22 protein-coding genes are annotated in these 18560 nt (G+C 47.3%); 12 read left to right on the top strand and 10 right to left on the bottom strand.

Features of this window, described 5'->3' with window-relative positions; genetic code table 11:
• The coding region (locus tag JJU34_RS21850) for a transposase (protein ID WP_366512700.1) at window positions 1-141 on the bottom strand (141 nt) is incomplete at its 3' end.
• 48 nt (window positions 142-189) lie between these two features.
• On the opposite strand from JJU34_RS21850, the gene JJU34_RS12855 reads away from it, so the two are divergent.
• The 3 genes from JJU34_RS12855 (at window position 190) to JJU34_RS12845 (ending at window position 2278) form a co-directional block, all read left to right on the top strand.
• Window positions 190-741: a hypothetical protein gene (locus tag JJU34_RS12855; protein ID WP_228692779.1), complete on the top strand. Its 552-nt coding sequence runs from the start codon at window positions 190-192 to the stop codon at window positions 739-741.
• Between the two features lie 888 nt (window positions 742-1629).
• Entirely contained in the window at window positions 1630-2007 is a 378-nt protein-coding gene (locus tag JJU34_RS12850; RefSeq protein ID WP_228692778.1) for a GxxExxY protein, read from the top strand.
• An 85-nt stretch (window positions 2008-2092) separates the two neighbouring features.
• Window positions 2093-2278 (top strand): hypothetical protein, encoded by a 186-nt coding sequence (locus tag JJU34_RS12845; RefSeq protein ID WP_228692777.1) that lies wholly within the window; start codon window positions 2093-2095, stop codon window positions 2276-2278.
• Window positions 2279-2280: 2 nt separating this feature from the next.
• Here the strand turns inward: JJU34_RS12845 and JJU34_RS12840 are convergent, their stop codons facing one another.
• Window positions 2281-2889 (bottom strand): hypothetical protein, encoded by a 609-nt coding sequence (locus tag JJU34_RS12840; protein ID WP_228692776.1) that lies wholly within the window; start codon window positions 2887-2889, stop codon window positions 2281-2283.
• A gap of 418 nt (window positions 2890-3307) precedes the next feature.
• Here JJU34_RS12840 and JJU34_RS12835 point away from each other — a divergent pair, with 418 nt between their 5' ends.
• A complete protein-coding gene (locus JJU34_RS12835) occupies window positions 3308-4402 on the top strand; it encodes an MBL fold metallo-hydrolase (protein WP_228692775.1) in 1095 nt (364 codons plus the stop codon).
• Between the two features lie 201 nt (window positions 4403-4603).
• On the opposite strand, the gene JJU34_RS12830 is transcribed toward JJU34_RS12835, so the two are convergent.
• From JJU34_RS12830 to JJU34_RS12820, 3 genes are all read right to left on the bottom strand, one after another.
• Window positions 4604-4969, bottom strand: coding sequence for a DUF2200 domain-containing protein (locus JJU34_RS12830; protein ID WP_228692774.1), 366 nt, complete (start codon window positions 4967-4969; stop codon window positions 4604-4606).
• 72 nt (window positions 4970-5041) lie between these two features.
• Entirely contained in the window at window positions 5042-5323 is a 282-nt protein-coding gene (locus JJU34_RS12825) for a hypothetical protein (protein ID WP_228692773.1), read from the bottom strand.
• 54 nt (window positions 5324-5377) lie between these two features.
• Window positions 5378-6397 carry an alpha/beta hydrolase-fold protein gene (locus JJU34_RS12820; protein WP_228692772.1) on the bottom strand — a complete coding sequence of 340 codons (1020 nt, stop codon included), beginning with the start codon at window positions 6395-6397 and terminating at the stop codon, window positions 5378-5380.
• Window positions 6398-6563: 166 nt separating this feature from the next.
• Here JJU34_RS12820 and JJU34_RS12815 point away from each other — a divergent pair, with 166 nt between their 5' ends.
• From JJU34_RS12815 to queG, 3 genes are all read left to right on the top strand, one after another.
• The gene (locus tag JJU34_RS12815; RefSeq protein ID WP_228692771.1) at window positions 6564-7175 is read left to right on the top strand and encodes a hypothetical protein; all 612 of its coding nucleotides are present in this window, start codon (window positions 6564-6566) and stop codon (window positions 7173-7175) included.
• 222 nt (window positions 7176-7397) lie between these two features.
• Window positions 7398-8432 carry a Holliday junction branch migration DNA helicase RuvB gene (gene ruvB / locus JJU34_RS12810; protein ID WP_228692770.1) on the top strand — a complete coding sequence of 345 codons (1035 nt, stop codon included), beginning with the start codon at window positions 7398-7400 and terminating at the stop codon, window positions 8430-8432.
• A 28-nt stretch (window positions 8433-8460) separates the two neighbouring features.
• Window positions 8461-9411 (top strand): tRNA epoxyqueuosine(34) reductase QueG, encoded by a 951-nt coding sequence (gene queG / locus JJU34_RS12805; protein ID WP_228692782.1) that lies wholly within the window; start codon window positions 8461-8463, stop codon window positions 9409-9411.
• 16 nt (window positions 9412-9427) lie between these two features.
• On the opposite strand, the gene JJU34_RS12800 is transcribed toward queG, so the two are convergent.
• Entirely contained in the window at window positions 9428-9619 is a 192-nt protein-coding gene (locus tag JJU34_RS12800) for a hypothetical protein (RefSeq protein ID WP_228692769.1), read from the bottom strand.
• Between the two features lie 128 nt (window positions 9620-9747).
• Between JJU34_RS12800 and JJU34_RS12795 the strand changes: the two genes are divergently transcribed.
• The 3 genes from JJU34_RS12795 to JJU34_RS12785 are packed head-to-tail and all read left to right on the top strand — an operon-like array spanning window position 9748 to window position 13634.
• A complete protein-coding gene (locus JJU34_RS12795; protein WP_228692768.1) occupies window positions 9748-11193 on the top strand; it encodes a BatD family protein in 1446 nt (481 codons plus the stop codon).
• 3 nt (window positions 11194-11196) lie between these two features.
• Window positions 11197-12273 carry a chorismate synthase gene (aroC, locus tag JJU34_RS12790; protein WP_228692767.1) on the top strand — a complete coding sequence of 359 codons (1077 nt, stop codon included), beginning with the start codon at window positions 11197-11199 and terminating at the stop codon, window positions 12271-12273.
• 26 nt (window positions 12274-12299) lie between these two features.
• Entirely contained in the window at window positions 12300-13634 is a 1335-nt protein-coding gene (locus JJU34_RS12785; protein ID WP_228692766.1) for a dicarboxylate/amino acid:cation symporter, read from the top strand.
• A gap of 21 nt (window positions 13635-13655) precedes the next feature.
• Here JJU34_RS12785 and JJU34_RS12780 read toward each other — a convergent pair whose 3' ends face one another.
• Entirely contained in the window at window positions 13656-14702 is a 1047-nt protein-coding gene (locus JJU34_RS12780; protein ID WP_301005370.1) for a DUF4838 domain-containing protein, read from the bottom strand.
• Window positions 14641-15615 (bottom strand): DUF4838 domain-containing protein, encoded by a 975-nt coding sequence (locus tag JJU34_RS21720; RefSeq protein ID WP_301005369.1) that lies wholly within the window; start codon window positions 15613-15615, stop codon window positions 14641-14643. Before JJU34_RS21720 ends, JJU34_RS12780 begins: the two co-directional genes overlap by 62 nt.
• 210 nt (window positions 15616-15825) lie before the next feature.
• Here JJU34_RS21720 and JJU34_RS12775 point away from each other — a divergent pair, with 210 nt between their 5' ends.
• Entirely contained in the window at window positions 15826-16407 is a 582-nt protein-coding gene (locus JJU34_RS12775) for a NifU family protein (protein WP_228692765.1), read from the top strand.
• A gap of 40 nt (window positions 16408-16447) precedes the next feature.
• Window positions 16448-17524: a DUF3810 domain-containing protein gene (locus JJU34_RS12770; protein WP_228692781.1), complete on the top strand. Its 1077-nt coding sequence runs from the start codon at window positions 16448-16450 to the stop codon at window positions 17522-17524.
• On the opposite strand, the gene JJU34_RS12765 is transcribed toward JJU34_RS12770, so the two are convergent.
• Together JJU34_RS12765 and JJU34_RS12760 are read right to left on the bottom strand one after the other, a co-directional pair.
• A complete protein-coding gene (locus JJU34_RS12765) occupies window positions 17521-18063 on the bottom strand; it encodes a Clp protease ClpB (RefSeq protein ID WP_366512706.1) in 543 nt (180 codons plus the stop codon). The genes JJU34_RS12770 and JJU34_RS12765 overlap by 4 nt on opposite strands.
• Window positions 18064-18150: 87 nt before the next feature.
• A complete protein-coding gene (locus JJU34_RS12760; protein WP_228692764.1) occupies window positions 18151-18525 on the bottom strand; it encodes a hypothetical protein in 375 nt (124 codons plus the stop codon).
• Window positions 18526-18560 lie beyond the last annotated feature (35 nt).

The following is an 18560-nucleotide window of genomic DNA, read 5'->3' as shown; positions in this document are numbered from 1 at the left end:
ACAGTAATTGGTGTGTCCGCATTTTTTGCAGACATACCCTTCCTTCCATTTGAGCTCTGCCAGATACTTATAGCATTCCCTGTCCGAGGGAAACTTCTCCTGAAATTCGAATATGGAGAGACTCTTATACCTTTTTTCCATGAAAACCGTGTTTCAGAGCAATGTAGGTAGATTTTAGCCATTTTCAAAATGCCTAATTCAAAAGATTTAAAAACCATTTTTGAATCGCTTGCAACGAAACTTCAACAAAATAATTATCCCATTTCCAAAAGAACGGTTGCAATTCAAACTCAAAGTAATGGACAAAAAATTGATTTAGTACCAGGTAAGGTGCAAAGCGGTTATCAAAATTGGCATAGTCTTTATAATTCGGACACTGGTAATTGGCTTCAGACCAATATTGAGGAGCACGTCAATACTGTAAAAAATTCAGGAAGACTTGATGAAATACGAGTACTTAAAATTTGGAGCAAATGTCATGCTCTCAAATTTCCTTCGATCTACCTTGAACTCATAATTTTTGAGGCGTTATACAATAAAAATAAGGGACAACTTGCAGTAAATGTTCGGACCATTTTAGAATATCTTAGAGATAAATTTATTGACAAACGTATTCAGGATCCGAGTAATTCAAACAATATTCTTTCCGAATATCTTTTGACAAAACAACAAAAAGAATCTGTTTCAAAAAAAGCTGGGGAATGTTTAAAAGCACAATATTGGGAGCAAATAGTATTGTAAAAAAATGAACGCACAACATACAAGGCTAAACCTAAGTGGAGCGCAGCGGAATTTCGGGGGTTGCCTGCGATGCCTATCCGTTGTGGTGGAACAGATGCGTAGCGGGTTACTTATCGGAAGTATCTATGCGGATTAAATAACCGGTTCGATTTCCGTCGTGTGAAGAATGGTACTGCCGGGCGTTGGTTCCGCGGCATATTGGCTGCTTGTATTTTTGCTGTATACCTTTTGAGTGGTTTTCTTGGCTGGTTTTCCCTTTTTTTCCCGTATTGCGCATATGGCCGCCGAAAGACCATCTGCGAACATCCGCGCGATCTGCGGGAGCTTTGGAATGAATGTTCAGAACAGTCCCTTTCCGGGCTTTGTAACTGGAAAATAACAATGCACCAACTTTAGGTTTGATGAAGAGCTTTTTGAAACAGTTTTGGAACAACCAAGGTAAAGTCGCTATTTGCATGCAACACATTGCTTAAAATAGCAAGAGATTTTTTTTCACGCAGAGCCGCAGAGCCGCAAAGAAAATTCGATGGGTTTAGTGGTGAAGAATCATAAGAACCCTCTGCGTCTTGGCGTCTTAGCGAGGGATTTATTTTCACGCAGAGTGGCAGAGAAGGTTCGATGGGTTACGTGCTGAAGATTCATAAAAACCCTCTGCGTCTTTGCGAGGTTTTTTTTTCACGCAGAGCCGCAGAGTCGCAAAGAAGGTTCGATGGGTTTAGTGCTGAAGATTTATAAGGCCCTTTGCGTCTTGGCGTCTTAGCGAGAGATTTATTTTCACGGAGAGTCGCAAAGAAGATTCGATGGGTTTAGTGCTGAAGATTTATAAAAACCCTTTGCGTCTTAGCGAGGGATTTATTTCAGCCAAATCCTTAAATTTATTGCAGTAATATGGTAGAAAACGAAGTTTCAAAAATAATAGTGAATGTTGCCTACGATATCCACGTGAAGTTAGGTCCTGGATTGCTCGAGTCTGTTTATGAAGAGATCATGTTTTTTGAACTTGCCAGACTAGGATTGAATATTGAAAAGCAAAAGGCCATTCCGGTAATGTGGAATGATTTAAAGTTGGATTTGGGCTTTAGAGCTGATTTAATCGTTGAAAATAAGGTGATTGTTGAATTGAAATCAGTAGAAAAGCTTGCACCCGTTCACCCAAAACAACTGCTGACCTATTTAAAAATAACCGGATTGAAATTAGGTTTGCTAATCAACTTCAATGAGAAGTTAATTAAGGACGGAATAACAAGAATAGTGAATGAACTCTAAATTTTTATCCCACTGAAATGTTTTTTCAGCGGTCATACATTATTTTTACCGTTGATCAGTCTACTACCCTAATCCACAGCATGCTATGACACGTATAAGGAGAATGAACGAATGGGTGTTGTCGGTATGTATGGTATTGTGCCTAGCCTTTACACTATCCGCATTTATCGAATCCATTTCGATACCTGCCCCGCTATGGGCCTTGTTGCTGCTAGTCGGGTCAGCTTCGTTTGTCACCCGTGCGATGCTTATGAAGAAGATGCAAGAGTAAATTTACTCCAGCTCATTTACCACCACATCGCTATGAAAGCCATAAAAAAATGTGCCCGTCCAAACTCCGCTAAGCTGATGGGTTTGCTGTGATGGGTATTCTGTAACGGTTAGGAGAAAGTTTGCCTTCAAATTTTTGAATTCGGCAGTTCCTTGGTAGTTCATGGCCGTTTTGGCAGGTAGTTCGAAAGCGTCTCCCATCTCAACAGTTAGGGGGAATTCAAAAGCTTCTTTGCCAAGCAACACTTCTTGGCCATTGTCCAATGCAATAAACCCACCCAGTATCCCCTGATAGCTTGGTGATTCTACCAAGGCTTCTTCCAAATTTGCAAGTGCAAAATGGTCAGGTTGGTCAAACTCAAAAAGGGAAGTGCCCATAAGCCCTTCCAAAGGGTTTACTTCGATGGTGAGGGGATTATCTCCGGGATTTTGAAATACCTGTTCAGGAACAGCTTTTTCTAGTATGTTGTCCTCGTCTTGAGCGATATATTGCCACTCAATTTGGCTTACTTGGTAGGTTTGCTGTGGTTTTTCTAATTCTTCAGTAGTTTGACAGGCCAATAGACTGCAAAAAATCAAGGCGAGTACAAGGGAGTATTTTTGTATTTGCATAGCCAAATTTACGAAGCTAGTCGGTTTTTGTTTTATTTTGTGGAGAATTTGTTTAATAAAATTTTCATTGGCCTATTAAATGCCTTTTTTATGTGTCTATAATTGTTTTTGATAGGTTACACCTTGTCCTGGTTTATCAGCATGCCTTGGTCTGACCCGTACAGAGAATCTCTCCTGGTTGCCGCCCCCGTGTTTGCCGGCTGCGTCGAGCTTGCCTGTCCGTTTGGCTGGCTCAATTTTTTGTACTTTGTTAATCCCGATTCCTTCTATTTTCTTTGAAGAAGATCAATCGGAAGCTGTCCCTTGATTTCCTGACCCTCCCAACAAACAAATTTGAACTTTTTAACAAAGTTCGGTATTGACGCTGAATGTATCTTTGCTGGAAATGAAGCAAATCCTGAAAATTTTAAAACGTGTTATGATCTTATTTTTGAGCATTCTGCTTCTCCTGATAGTAGGTGGTTTGCTGTTTTTGCAGCATCCCAGGTTTGGTAAGGCCCCAAGTGGTGAACGCTTGGAACGAATCCGGCAATCTCCTCATTTCAAAAACGGTCAATTTGAAAATTTCAGTCCCACTCCCATGCTCTCGGAGGGTTATTCCATGGCAGGCATACTAATTGACCAATATTTTAAAAGCCATCCCAATCGGGAACCAAAAGGAATAATCCCTTCGAAGAAGACCGACCTTTTAACATTGCCTCGAGAAGAAAATGTCCTGGTTTGGTTTGGTCATTCATCCTACTTTATGCAATTGGAGGGCAAGCGGTTTTTGGTGGACCCCGTGTTAAGTGGCAATGCTTCTCCTATACCAGGCAGTCTGAAAGCATTTCAAGGAACAGATCAATATACAGTTACGGATTTTCCGCAAATTGACTACCTCCTGATCAGCCACGACCATTATGACCACCTGGATTACAGTACCATTTTGGGCTTAAGAGAAAAGGTAAACAAAGTGGTTTGTGGCTTGGGTGTAGGTTCCCACTTTGAACACTGGGGGTACTCCCCGTCGGTGATTGTCGAAAAAGACTGGGATGAGACCGTAGAAATCGGTGAATTGAAAATCCATACCACCAAGGCCAGGCATTTTTCGGGCAGGAGCATGAGAAGAAACAATACCCTATGGCTTTCTTATGTGATAGAGACCGCTAACCTCAGAATATTTGTGGGAGGTGATAGCGGTTACGATAGCCATTTGGCGGAAATCGGGCAAGCCCATGGGCCATTTGATCTGGCAATCCTTGAAAATGGGCAGTACAATGTAGCCTGGGATAAAATTCACTTTATGCCCCATCAGGTTATTGCAGCGGCTTCGGACCTACAGGCAAAGCGGGTGCTGCCTGTTCATTCCAGTAAGTTTAGACTTGCCATGCACCCTTGGGATGAGCCTCTGAGCGAAGTAAGCAGGTTTGCTTTGGAGCAGGGAATCCCGCTAATCACTCCGATTATCGGTGAAAAAGTGAATATTGATGATGAAACACAAACTTTTAAATCATGGTGGACCGAGGTAAAATAAATTTGAGTGGGATCCAAATTGCCACAGGTGAGTCCAGGGTTTAGGATAGGGATAGGTTTGTAGGTTGATCTTGAAGTGATCCTTTTGCCGCGAGCGTAGACTCCTAAACATCCCAGCATCTTCAGGGTTTGGATCAAAACTCCACCCGATAACTCAGCACAGGAATCAGATAGACTGTATGGAGATTGCCTGCCCATTCTATTACCCCTCCCTCAAAATCTTCTCCATCTTCCGACCCTTTGCCAACTCATCCACCAACTTATCCAGATACCTTACTTTTTGGGTAAGTGGGTTCTCAATTTCCTCTATTCGGTAGCCACAAATCATTCCTTTGATCAGGTCTGCATTCGGGTGCAGATTGGCCTGTTCAAAAAACTGTTCAAATGTGGCTTGTTGGTCAATGAGCTCTTTCATCTTTGCCTCGTCAAATCCCGTTAGCCATTCAATGACCTGGTGCAGCTCTTCTTTTGTCCTTCCTTTGCGCTCCACTTTGGTGACATAGTGGGGGTAAACGGTGGCAAAAGTCATTTTTGCCATTCTTTCATCGTGTTCGGGGGTGGTTTTCATGAGTATTAGGCTTAGTATGTGAATTTAATGTTTATTCCTTACCCAATATACAAATTCTAGGCTCAACTACCCTCAGTTCATTTTTTTGCGGTCCACCACCCATCCTTGGGATTTAGAGAGTCCGTTAGGGGTGCCGGTAAAGAGTTTTTCTGCCTCTTTATCCCCTTTCAGCTGCCACTTGTACCATTGGCTAGCGACGCGGGCAAAATCGCCTCCAAAAGGTTGGGAATAGGTACCGCCATGACCTACATCGAGGTTTCCGACAAAGATGGGGAGCTTATGGTTTTGGCCAAACTTTGTCAGATCCTGAGGTTTGAATACCGTATGGGTAGGAAGAGTGGATTCGGAGGTCATGATGGTAGGGAAATCTCCTGAGCCTCCGTTTTCGATGATTTCAAAGAAGGTATTTTAGAAAATGAGGTTTTCCGAGAAAAAGGGAAGCGCTTTTGTTTGAATACGTTCCGCAATCCGATTCAGGTGGTCCCCTTCATAGCTCTCGTAGAAATGGGGGATTTGGTAGGCTTCCAGAATCTCATGCAGTCTCTTGCTCGCCTCGCTGATACCACGGTCCTGAAGTCCCGCATCCAGTGCAATGGCCTTTAGTTTTTTGAGGTTTAGGATGTACTGATCCACATAGTTAAGTGTGCGGTTGGCGATGATCTTGTTGATCACATCCTGGCGTGGTTCACCGTTTTTTGCGGGCAGATCCAAGTACAAAGGTGGATTCTGGGGATTGGGGGCAAAAGCGGCAGAGGTGGCGAAAGCAGCAATCTCAAAGAAGTTTGCCGCGTCCAGTTGCTCTGGGGCATAGGCTTCCAACCTGGACATCAACTCCGCGTTGGTATTGGCCCCTCCATCCATGCAGCAGGGGCTGAGGGCATAAATGGACGCATACACATCCGGGTATTTCATGCCCAAGCGTAGGGTGCCATACCCTCCCATGGAGTGGCCAGCCAGCCCACGGCTGCGTTTGTCAGCCAGCGTCCGGTAGTTGGCGTCGATATGGCCTACCAGTTCCTTGGTCACGAAGGTTTCCCAATCGCCTATGGTGGCCGAACTGGCGTACATGCTTCCTTTGAAGCGGTTATAGGCGTTGGGCATCACCACGATCATTTCTTTGGAAAGGCCCTCGGCGAGGGACTGTTCGATGACGGTCTGCAGGTTGATCCAATGGTCTTCCCAGCCAAACCACTGGGAGTCGGTGTCGGTGAATCCGTGAAGCATGTAGAGTACGGGGTATCGGCGATCCGGATTGCTCTGATAGGAGGGAGGTAGGTAAACGGTCACGTCTCGTTCAGCTGGGTCTCCGATCAGGTTGCCTTCGAGTGCCTTGCTGTATACCTTGATGCGTTCTTTGCTGCCTTCTTGGGCAATTGCCGCGTAGTTGGAAAGGGAAATCAATAGGGCAATAAGGTAGGTTTGGTTCACAGGTCTAATGTTTTAGGTCATACTGGGCTGGGATTTCCCAAAATGTGAAAATAAGAAAGAGATAGTTTAAATCCTATTTTGTTTTTTTTCTTGGGTTTGTAGCATTTTTGGATTTAGTTACGTCCGGGTTGCAAGATATATTAGTTAACCGTTAAAGCACTTTGGTATGAAGAAGATCCTTAGCTTTTGTTTACTTGTTGGTGTGTTTTTTATGGGAAGCTGTAACGACACGCTTTTGGAGCACCAAAGCAGTTTTGAGAAAAGTCAAAGGGCTTGGCTTGACTTTAAACATGCATCGAATAATTCCTATACCTATACGGCGACTGGAGCAAGTTGGACCGGGGGTTCTTGGAGCACCGTCATTACGGTGGATCGCGGTGAGGTAATCCGTCGGTCGTTCAGCTATACTGTGTTTCAAGATATTAAGAGGCCCGCAACGGGCTGGGATGAAGCGTCTCGAAATACTGTTCTTGCTAACTTGGGGTTGACGGCGGATGAGTTTGAAGAAGTGTCCGGAAAAAGACTCGAAGAGGTCTTGGAGTGGCAGGAGGAGGGAGAGATGCTGGGTTCGCACGAGGGTACAGGTGCAGCGGAACCAATCACCTTGGACGAGGTGTATGCCCTATCCGCTTCCGATTGGTTGGTAAGGAGAGACAATAGACAGGCCATTTTTGAGGCAACCAATAACGGGATGATTTCTGTTTCCGGTTTTCTTTTGGACAATTGCCAGGATGATTGTTTTAAGGGGATTACGATTGTGGAAATTGCGTCCTATTAGCTTGTTAAGTGGAGCTTTTGTTATTTTGTTTTCGTGGGTGCCTCCTGACCTGAATTCTTCAGTCTATTGTTAATTGTTTCGGTTACGATAAATGCGTTGCTTTAGCGCAACTGAAAGATTTGTTCTCCAAGCAGTAGTAGTCTAGTCAGACTATGGTTTCGATATTTACTCCAGCCTCCGCTCAAATTTCTTATATTTGTGTTTGCGCAGCATCAAGCATCTATGAGAGAAGATTATTTGCGAGGAGACGACGAACACCTAAGCTCATCGGACAGGGAAATTGAAAAAGCCTTACGTCCCCTGAGCTTTGACGATTTCACGGGTCAGAAAAAGATCGTGGAAAATATCAAGATTTACGTGCTTGCCGCCAGAAAGCGCAGTGAGTCGCTGGATCACGTGTTATTACACGGTCCTCCGGGGCTCGGTAAGACAACCCTGAGTCACATCATCGCCAACGAGCTGGGTTCTAGCCTGAAAATCACCTCCGGGCCGGTGCTGGACAAGCCCTCCGACCTGGCGGGACTCCTAACCAACCTGGATGAAGGAGACGTACTCTTTATAGACGAAATCCATCGTCTAAACCCCATCGTGGAGGAATACCTGTATTCGGCGATGGAAGATTTTCGCATAGACATCATGTTGGATTCGGGCCCCAATGCCCGGTCTGTACAGATTTCCCTGCACCCCTTTACACTTATCGGGGCCACCACCCGATCTGGGTTACTGACCTCTCCACTTCGCGCCCGCTTCGGGATCAATGCACGCTTGGAATACTACGATGCAAAGCTGTTGACGGATATCGTCATGCGCTCCGCTGGTATATTGGGCACACCTATTCACGAGCCGGCGGCCTTTGAGATTGCGAGAAGAAGCCGGGGTACGCCCCGTATAGCTAATATGTTGCTGCGACGAACCCGGGATTTTGCGGAGATAAAAGGAAATGGAACCATCGACCTGGCCATTGCCAAGGTGGCGCTTGCTGCCCTGGACGTGGATGAAAACGGCCTGGACGAAATGGACAACCGTATCCTGTCCACCATCATTCATAAATTTAAGGGAGGCCCTGTGGGCATCACGACCATCGCTACCGCCTGCGGAGAGGAGGCTGAAACGATCGAAGAGGTCTACGAGCCTTTTTTGATTCAGGAAGGCTACCTCAAAAGAACCGCTCGGGGACGCGAAGCCACCCCGCTTGCCTACAAGCATCTGAACCTAAATCCCGATGCCGGCGCAAGTACCGGCAGCCTGTTTGGCTGATCCCTGCCCTGAAACCAATCCTTCTTCGATGACCCTTCCGGAACAGCATGCAACAATCGTCAAGCAAACCGCCAAAAGGCTGGGCTTTGATTTTTGCGGTATTGCAGAGGCCTGTTTTCTGGAGGAGGAAGCTCCCAAACTAGAGGCTTGGCTTTCTCGGAATTATCAGGGGAAAATGGCCTACCTGGCCAATCACTTTGACAAGCGGCTGGATCCCAGCAAGTTGATGGAGGGAGCCAAGTCAGTCGTCAGCTTGATTTACAATTATTTCCCTGATGAGAAACTTCCTGAGGGCGATGAGGATTACAAGCTGGCCAAATACGCCTACGGCAAGGACTACCACTGGGTGGTAAGGGATAAGTTAAACGTATTTTTGGAATCGTTGCGGGAGGAAATCGGGGATATCAATGGCCGGGCCTTTGTAGACAGCGCACCCGTCATGGAGCGGCAGTGGGCACAGCGCAGCGGATTGGGGTGGTTGGGCAAAAACAGCCTATTGCTCAATCGGCAAATGGGGAGTTTTTTCTTTTTGGCCGAGCTGATCATCGATCTCCCGTTGCGGGCAGACGATCCGTTTGTCGAAGACTATTGCGGCACCTGTACCCGCTGCGTTGATGCCTGCCCCACCGAGGCGATTGTAGGCCCGGGGGTGGTAGACGGCTCCCGCTGCATTTCCTATTTTACCATCGAACTCAAGGATGCCTTACCCACAGAAATGCAGGGAAAGTTCAAAAATTGGGTCTTTGGCTGCGATATATGCCAGGATGTATGCCCTTGGAACCGTTTTTCCACTCCCCATAAGGAGCAGGGATTTTTGCCCCACCCTTTGTTACAGGAATTCGGTAAAAAGGACTGGGAAGAAATGACCCGGGATACTTTTGGGAAGGTTTTTCAAAAATCCGCCGTAAAGCGAACCAAGTGGGAGGGATTGATGCGAAATGTGCAGTTTGTGAAAAAGAAAAGCCCCCAGAAAGAGTAGGGGGCTACGTGTAACCTTATCCGGCTAGTTTGACAAAATACTTGTTCAAGACCGGTTCATAAACCTTAGCAAATGTACGATAACACCATTCTCTGAATTCCTCCAACTCGGAGGGGACCAACAGATTAAGTCCTTTGCGCAACTCCTTCTCGAAAAGCTTCTTGTCAAAACTCACCTTGAGCAAAATGGTTTTAACGTATTCTATCATAATCTTATCGTTTAAGTTGGATCAGTATAGGTTAAATAATATTAAGAGTTCTTACGTTAGCTAAATAAGATTTGTTACGTTTAAAATATACTCGTTTATTTGTAACCCCGACTCTGAACGTGTTTCACATGCATATAACGAAATTCAGCTTCCTTTTCATATTTCTTTTCCCGATTATTTGTTGGTCGGTCAATGCGCAGGAGGTGAGGATAGAGCTAGGGCCGGACGAAGTGGCCCTCAACGAAACCTTCAATATAAAGATTACCGTCACCGAAGAAAAGATCCGCTCGTACGATCCCCTACCGGAAATTCCCGGTTTTCAGAAACAGGGAGTATCGCAAAGTTCCTCTATGAATATCATCAACGGGCAGATGAGCAGCTCCACCAGCGTGATCCAATACTACAAACCGTTGCGTAAGGGGCAGTTTACGCTCAGCGGATTTAGCCTGTCTGTAAATGGCCGCAATGTCTCCTCCAGCGGTAAGACGATCACCGTAGTGGATGCCCGGGCCAGTGCAGGAGGTCGAAGTCGCGCCATTGATCCATTTGATGATTTCTTCGGCGGAAATCGGGAGGAACCCGAATTTGTTGAGGTGGATGATGATGCGTTTTTTTCACTGACCGTGGACAAGAATGAAGTGTATGTGGGCGAGGGCATCAATGTAACCTTGGCTTTCTTCTTTTCGGAGGAAAACCAGGCGCTGTTTAATTTTCATGATGCCGGCAAACAGTTGGAGAAGATCATCAATCAGATCAAGCCGGCCAATGCCTGGGAGGAGAACTTCAACATCACGAGTATTCAGCCAGATAAGGTGGAAATTAACGGAAAATCCTGGACCCGTTTTAAGATTTATCAGGCGACATTCTTTCCCTTCAATGCCGGCTCGATCGATTTCCCTTCGGTAGGATGGGAGATGATCAAATATCGGGTGGCCAGGAATCCGAGCTTTTTCGGAAACAATCGCCTACAGGATTTCAAGACCTTTTATTCCCAGCCACGTCAGGTCACCGTAAAGCCGCTGCCACCCCATCCTCTCAGAAACGAGGTAAGCGTGGGGAACTACCAGTTGCGGGAAAACGTGAGTCAAGAGCAGGTAGCAACCGGTGAGGGATTTACCTACAGTTTTGGTGTCACGGGTGAGGGTAACATCAGCTCCATTCGCGCTCCCAGAAAGAAGAACGCCCAAAAACTCAACTCATTCGACCCGAATGAACGCATTCAGATCAACAAAAACCGGGGTAGGATCACGGGGATGAAGGAGTTTACGTACTTTATCACGCTCAACGAAGCCGAGGAAGTTTCCATGGCCAATCACTTTGAATGGATTTATTTTAATCCTGCACTGGATAAATACGACACGCTACGCCCTACATTGACGGTAAATGTAAGCGGGGAAAGCAAAATCAATCAGGCCATTTCCTCTTCCCGACTGGGAGGAATCTATGATTTGATCGATGTGGAGGACAATACGCTTTTAAACCAAAAATATAAGTACTATTTTTCGGTCCTGATCAACCTGCTGCTGTTTGGAGCGGTGGGCTTGTTGGGCTTTCTGATCATTAAGAAAAAATAATTCATGCGAAATACATTTGGCAGGGCCTTTACCATCACCACCTTTGGAGAGTCTCACGGCAAGGGGTTGGGAGTGATTATAGACGGCTGTCCGGCGGGCGTAGAGATAGACGAGGCATTCATCCGGTCGGAGATGCAACGGCGCAAGCCCGGTCAATCCAAGATCACGACGCAACGCAAAGAGGAAGACGAGTTTCAAATCCTCTCCGGAGTCTTCGAAGGCAAAAGTACCGGCACTCCTATATCCATTATTGTGCTGAACACCGATCAGAAGAGCAAGGATTATACCCATATTGCGGACAAATTCCGCCCTTCACACGCAGATTACACCTACCACGAGAAATATGGTGTGCGAGACTACCGTGGCGGCGGACGAAGCAGTGCTCGGGAGACCGCAGCTCGTGTGGCCGCCGGCGCAGTGGCCAAGCTGATGCTTAAGAACTTTGGTGTCAGCGTCAATGCCTATGTGAGCCAAGCGGGTCACATCCGCCTCGATACGCCTTACACCCAATTGGATCTACGTCGAACAGAAGACAACATCGTTCGTTGCCCGGATCCCGAGATAGCAGAGCAGATGATTGCTTATATCGATGAGATCCGAAAAGATCGCGATACGGTAGGGGGCGTGGTTTCCTGCGTGGCCACCGGCGTGCCTCCTGGTCTCGGGGAGCCAGTGTTTGACAGGCTTCACGCGGCTTTGGGGCATGCGATGCTAAGCATCAATGCCGTCAAGGGGTTCGAATACGGCAGCGGTTTTGAAGGGGTGCAAATGAGGGGTTCTCAGCACAACGATGCGTTTTACAAAGAAGGGGATCGAATCCGTACCCGTACCAACCATTCCGGCGGTATCCAAGGTGGTATCTCCAATGGAGAGGATATTTATTTTCGGGTGGCTTTTAAGCCCGTTGCCACCATCATGCAGGACCAGGAAAGTGTTAACGAAGCAGGTGAAGCTGCCGTGGTATCCGGGAAAGGAAGGCATGACCCCTGTGTGGTCCCAAGGGCAGTGCCTATCGTGGAGGCCATGTGTGCCCTGGTACTCGCCGATTTCCTCTTGCTCAACCGGCTCAGCAAACTTTAGATTATACCACCACTAACCACTGATTTATGAAAAAAAAATTACCCCTGCACACCCAGATCATCATCGGGTTGGTCCTAGGCCTTGTTCTCGGACTGGTCATCGTCAAATTCGGCATTTCACCGGATTTCGTCATCAACTACATTAAGCCTATAGGCACGGTTTTCATCAATGCCCTGAAGATGATAGCGGTGCCGTTGGTGCTGGCATCGTTGATTGTGGGGGTATCCAATCTGGGTGACGTTACGAAGCTGGGGAGAATCGGCGGTAAAACCATCACGGCCTACATGATTACCACGGTGGTATCCGTGTCGCTGGGGCTGTTGTTGGTCAACGTGTTTAAGCCGGGAAAGAGTTTGCCTGTGGACACCCGGGATAATTTAATGGCCTTGTATGACGAAAGCGTGGGGTCAAAAACCAGTGCTGCCGAGTCGTTGAAACAACAAAGCCCCTTGCAGCCCTTTGTGGATATGGTGCCGGAAAACGTTTTTTTGGCGACTACCAACAATGGAAGTATGTTGCAGGTGGTGTTTTTTGCCATCATTGTCGGAATCGCCCTTTTAAAAATACCCAAAAGCAAGGCCAAGCCGGTGATTGCCTTTTTTGATGGGATGAATGATGTGATCATTCAAATCGTGGGCTTTATCATGATGATTGCACCCTATGGGGTGTTTGCACTGATGGCCTCGCTGATCGTGGAGATTACTGGGGACAATCCCGATTCTGCGGTTTCCCTGCTATTGGCACTGCTAAAATACAGCTTGGTAGTGATTGGTGGGCTCCTAGTGATGATTATGTTGACCTATCCCTTGATCCTGATGGCATTCACCAAGGTAAAGTACATGGACTTTTTCAAAGCACTGAGACCTGCCCAGTTATTGGCCTTTTCGACTAGCTCCAGCTCGGCTACACTGCCCGTCACCATGCGGCAGGTAGAGAAGGAACTGGGTGTTTCCGAGGAGGTAAGTAGCTTTGTACTGCCCTTGGGTGCTACGATCAACATGGATGGCACCAGCCTCTATCAGGGGGTAGCTTCGGTATTTATTGCCCAGGCACTGGGGATGGACCTGACACTTACGCAGCAACTGATGATCGTGCTTACAGCTACCCTCGCGTCTATCGGCACGGCAGGTGTTCCTGGGGCAGGCCTCATCATGCTGATCATCGTGTTAGAGTCTATAAGTGTTCCGGCAGCGGGTATCGCCTTGATTTTGGCCCCAGACCGGATCATCGATATGTTCCGCACGGTAGTGAATGTCACCGGAGATGCGATGGTCTGCACGGTCGTGGCCTCTACCGAGGGAGAACTTCCCGACGGCATGATTCGGGCTTCCAATCCACTTACAGCTGACGAAGGGTTGTAAGCAGCTTGCCAGCGGGATTTGTTAGCGGGTATCTTTCGCTTTTTCTCTCTGGTAATTTCTGTATTTATGCAGGTATTCAGCGGGCGTAGTATGCCATTCGGAATACCGACTTATTCCCGTTTTGACCGCATGATAGGTCAGTTCATAAAGCCATTCGCTAATATTGATCGGTAGGCCACTGTGGCCTTGCTGTGCGGGGTTTAGCGACTCCCAAGCCTCCCAGTTTGCACGGGCTATTTCCAGGCGAGCATAGGTCAAGGGAAGTTTGGCTGATTTTACACGATCGAGCTTCACCGGATCATTAAGGACGGAATAGCTGGCTTTATCAAAGAGCGCATCATAGGCTTGGATCAGGTCCGGGGTGAGGAAGCTGTCGGTCTGCTGAGCGGGGGAGCCGAAGATGGAGAGTTTGGGAGTAGCAGTGCCTTTATTATGGTCGTGCATCAGATGGATGTATTGCTTGATATGCCCGGCTGCCTGCCCATAGTAGGCGAGTAAGAATCCGTTCATTTCTGCTTCTATATCCACATCCGGATTTTTGAGCAGTTTGGAGAGCATGTAAGCACGAAGTTCCGCAAATTCCCCTCCATGCTGTATATTCCCTTGGGCAAATACTGCACTCACCCGGTTGTCTCGGAGGAACTGTATGTTAGGCTGCAGGGTCCGCAGGTTTGGAAAGGGGGCCAGCAGGTGGGAAAACTGAATGTTGTAGTCCCATACCAGGATATTGTCGGTGATTTTTCCCCAACCGATCAGGTCACTGGCAAAGTCCGGGTCGCCGCTCTCCAAGGGTTCATTGCGCGTGCTTTCAATGCTGCAAAGCATGATGTTCACGTTTTTCCGTGGCACGATGTCTTTTGGCGGCACCCGGGTGTACTGGTAGGCCAGGGTGGAGATGATCTTATCGGGAAAACGCTCGGCCACCTGGTTGACAAACCACAACATGGATCCCATGCCCAGTGCCGGGTATTTGCTTCCATGGGTGGTGTACATTTTTTCTTCGGGCTCATAGGCTGCAAATTTTTTTATCCAACGCCGCACAATGTTCACACTGGCAATAGCGTACATTATCGTTTTGACTTACCGACCAGTAGCGCGCTTCCGGCTTTTTTTCAATCGCTTTTGCCAGATTTTCACAGACAATTTCCAATACTTCCGGATTGCTCAGGCACAATTGCGATTCGGGCTGTACACTGGAACCATCCCAGGAGGGTATAAGACCGGCATGTCGATGCCCATCGTAAAAGCTAAAATATTCCGGGTTTGATTCACCGTATTCCGCTGGATCCAGCAGGTTGTGAAAGGTGTGGACCCAGTAACCCCACTCGGTAGGAGACGAACCCTTTCCCCCAAAGGAATGCAGCCCGTGCCAATCCATAAATTCGGGATCGTACACATCTTGGTAATAGACGTCCCGGAATGTGAAGACGGGGATGATTACCTTGTCTAGGCTGCCCAACTGTATGGTTTTCATGCTGGGCAATTGGGATACCTGAGAGGTGTATTTTTTGCATCCCAATTCCTCTTCCAAAAAGTGGTAGACTGCACTTAGCACGCCTTTCTTTGGGCCTCCGGCAAGGAGAAGCTTCTGGGCCTCGGTACGGATGAGCAGTCCCTCGTCTTTCAGAGCCTTAAAGTCAATCGATTTGGTTTCGGGTCGGTTGGTGCGCCCTATCAGGATTTCCTTTTCGGTGGAGGGGAGGTTGTCATGGGTCAGGGGAAGGAGCGCACCCGAAATCCGGAAGAGGTAGTCCTGTAAGACCTTGGCGGCGTGGATTTCCTGGGTATCAGGTTCGTGTGGCAGCACGATCTGGTAGTCCGACTGGCCATTCTGAACCAACGAGATGCCTTGTGCGATGGATGCAACAGGTACTAGGGTCAGCAATAGGAAAGCAACTGCCAGTATACCGGGGATCAGGGGCGATCGCCTGGGGTTGACTAGGTGCTTGCAGGAATATGCAGTGGGTATATCGTATTTCATAGCTATTTAGGGTTTGCGTAGGGATCATTCGATCCTAAAAATTACAATCCTTTCCGGGGTTATGCAAGGAGCACTTTAGCTAAGTGGCTGTTAGGGTAGTCTTTTGCCTCTAATTGCTCTTCATCGGCCATACTAGCCGGTAAATTTGGATCAATTAGGAACTAATTGGCGTCGTTGCTGTTAAAACTGAGTAAAGAACCAATCGAAACCATGTTGCAAGCACAAAAAAGGCCCGTACACCTGTACATGGAGGCCAACCCGAACCCCAACTCGTTGAAATTTGTGGCAAATTTTATGCTCGCGGATGAAGGCGTGAGTTACGATTATCCCAACCTAGAGAGTACATCGAACTCCCCCCTGGCCAAAGAGCTTTTTAATTTTGCGGCTGTAGAGCGGGTATTTATCGCTTCAAACTTCGTCACGGTCACCAAAACGGAGTCTGTGGAATGGCCCGAGATTCAGGATTTTATCCGAAACCATATCAAGTCCTATTTGGAAGATGGGAAGGCACCGGTAAATGCAATCCTGGAAAAGGATCCTTTGTTTGACGAGGCAGATAGCGAGAGTGTAAAGAAAATTAAAGGGATCTTGGATGAATATATCCGCCCGGCCGTAGAGCAAGATGGCGGCGCTATCGTATTTCACAGTTTTCAGGATGGCGTCGTGAAGGTATTGCTACAGGGATCCTGTTCAGGCTGTCCTTCCAGCACCATCACCCTCAAAGCAGGGATCGAGAATCTGCTTACCCGCATGCTGCCCGAAGTGAAAAGTGTGGAGGCAGAAGGCGTATGATGGAGTTGGTTTAATCAACGGGACGATCTTTCTAGTGGGTATGGTCAAAGGTAATTGGGCGTGGAGTATTTTGGGCTTATTCGCGTTGATAATTCGTTTTTTAGCCGTTCGGCACCCGGAGCGGACAGAAGAACTGTATTCTAGAACCCTCTTTCCGGTAATCCGGAATACCATCGACGCCACCCTTTCTACCTTGCCCTTTCCTACGGTGTACCTCTTCTTTGGGTCCATTTTGGGCGTGCTCGGATACGCGGTATATTCGATAGGTTATCGGTACTTCGGATGGAAAGATCGCCTGGCTTACGCCTTTCGATCGCTCTGTAATGGCACCGGCTTGTTGATCTTTTTTTTCTTGGTGCTATGGGGATACAATTATCAGCGCATCCCGATTTTTGAACAGCTTGACCTTCAGCCATCTCCTCTCACCGAAGAGCTGTTATTAGAGGAAATGCAGCTCACTCGTAACCTGTTGACACAGGCGCGTCCGTATATCCGACGCGATACCGGCGCCATCGAGGAGGCCATGGAGTATGCCGATTTAGAGGCGCTTGTGCGGACGGAAGTGGGGGAGAATCTTTACCTCTTGGGGTTGAACTATTCAGGTAAGCCCAGGACTCGGGAGTTTTATCCGGAGGGTTTTATGCGGCATATGGGTATCTACGGAATCTATTTTCCTTTCACAGGGGAAAGCTATATCGATCCTAGCCTACATGCCTTGGAAAAACCGTTTACAGTCGCCCACGAGATGGCCCACAGTTATGGTGTCACGGACGAGGGGGAGGCAAACTTTATCGCATGGGTCATCTGCACCAATAGCGAGTCTTTTCTGCTGAAATATGCAGGCCACTTGAAATTACTCAGGTATCAGCTGAACGATTTGTACCGGATCAACCCCGACAAATACCGGGAGTTTACCGGCACCCTTCCCCAGGGAATTGTAAACGATCTGGCCTCAATCCGACGAAATATTCTTTCCATTACGCCAATGTTTTCGGAGGTGAGTAGAAAGTCAAACGACCTGTATCTGAAAACCCAAGGAGTAAAGGCGGGTGTTCAAAGTTATGCACAGCTACCCATGTTGGTGTATGCATGGCGGAACCAACTGAAGGGAGTTTAGCCGGCAAGCTGCTGTTTGGTTTTTCGCTTGCCATTGAAGTAGAGGTATCCGAAAATCAACGTGGTCAAAAACAGCAGAAAAGCAGCCCATTCATTCGTCAAGCCATCGGCTTTGGCTTTTTCCACCTCTAGCTCTTTTTCGGCAAGGGCTCGTTTTAGAATACCGATGTCATTTTGCTGCTTTTGGGCGATAAACTTGTAATCCTCTTTCTCGTGGCTTATCGTGGTGGTTTCGATATCCTTGAGCATCTCAAGTTCTGCCATGATTTGATTGTCTTTTTGGATGATCCGGGACATCCATTCCTGGGTGGCGATCATGTCCTTTTTGGTACGGTTTCCGAAAATCCCGGATTTTTGGCTTTCCGATTCCTGCCACTCCCGATGCAGTTTTTCCCGTTCTTCTACGAGTCTATTGAGTTTTTCCTGTGCGGTAACTGTAACGGACAGCAACATCCCGTAGAAAAGTAAACCCACTATCGCCCAATTTACCCATTGCGGTCTCCGAGTTCCCGCTTGTTTCGCTTTATCTCCGATCTTCATGGCATGTTCCCTTCGGTATTATCTTGTATCAGTACGTTCTAGCTGAAACGTCAATCAAAAGGTATGCCTTTTTGGGGTGCGGTTTACTTATAATTTTAGCCTTTTGGCTTTCTTGCGCTTATAAGCACCCCGTCTTCGTTTATTATTGGAATAAAAATTATACAGGAAGTTCACGGCTACTAAGGTGAGTGTCAGGGGCACAAAAAAGGTTGGCAGCATTGTTTTTATGCCAAGCAGGATGCACAATCCTGCGATGATGCCGATCTTAAAGGAGGTGTGGCTTTCTGGATATACCTTAGAGATGATGATCAAGCTGATAACCTCGATGGCGATCAATGCCACAATCAAAATGGTCAACACATAGGGAAAGGTTACCGATGAAGCAAGAAAATACCAGACGGTAAGGGCCATCATCAGGAGAAAACTGATACTGTGCAGAGAGGTATTGATTCGTTCGTTCATGTTAGATTGGGTTTAGCACTCGATCAATTTAGCTA

Source organism: Lunatimonas sp., assembly GCF_020832325.1.
Classification (GTDB): Bacteria; Bacteroidota; Bacteroidia; order Cytophagales; family Cyclobacteriaceae; genus Lunatimonas.
Note: the sequence above shows the minus strand (reverse complement) of the source record. Positions and strands in the feature narration are given on the sequence as shown.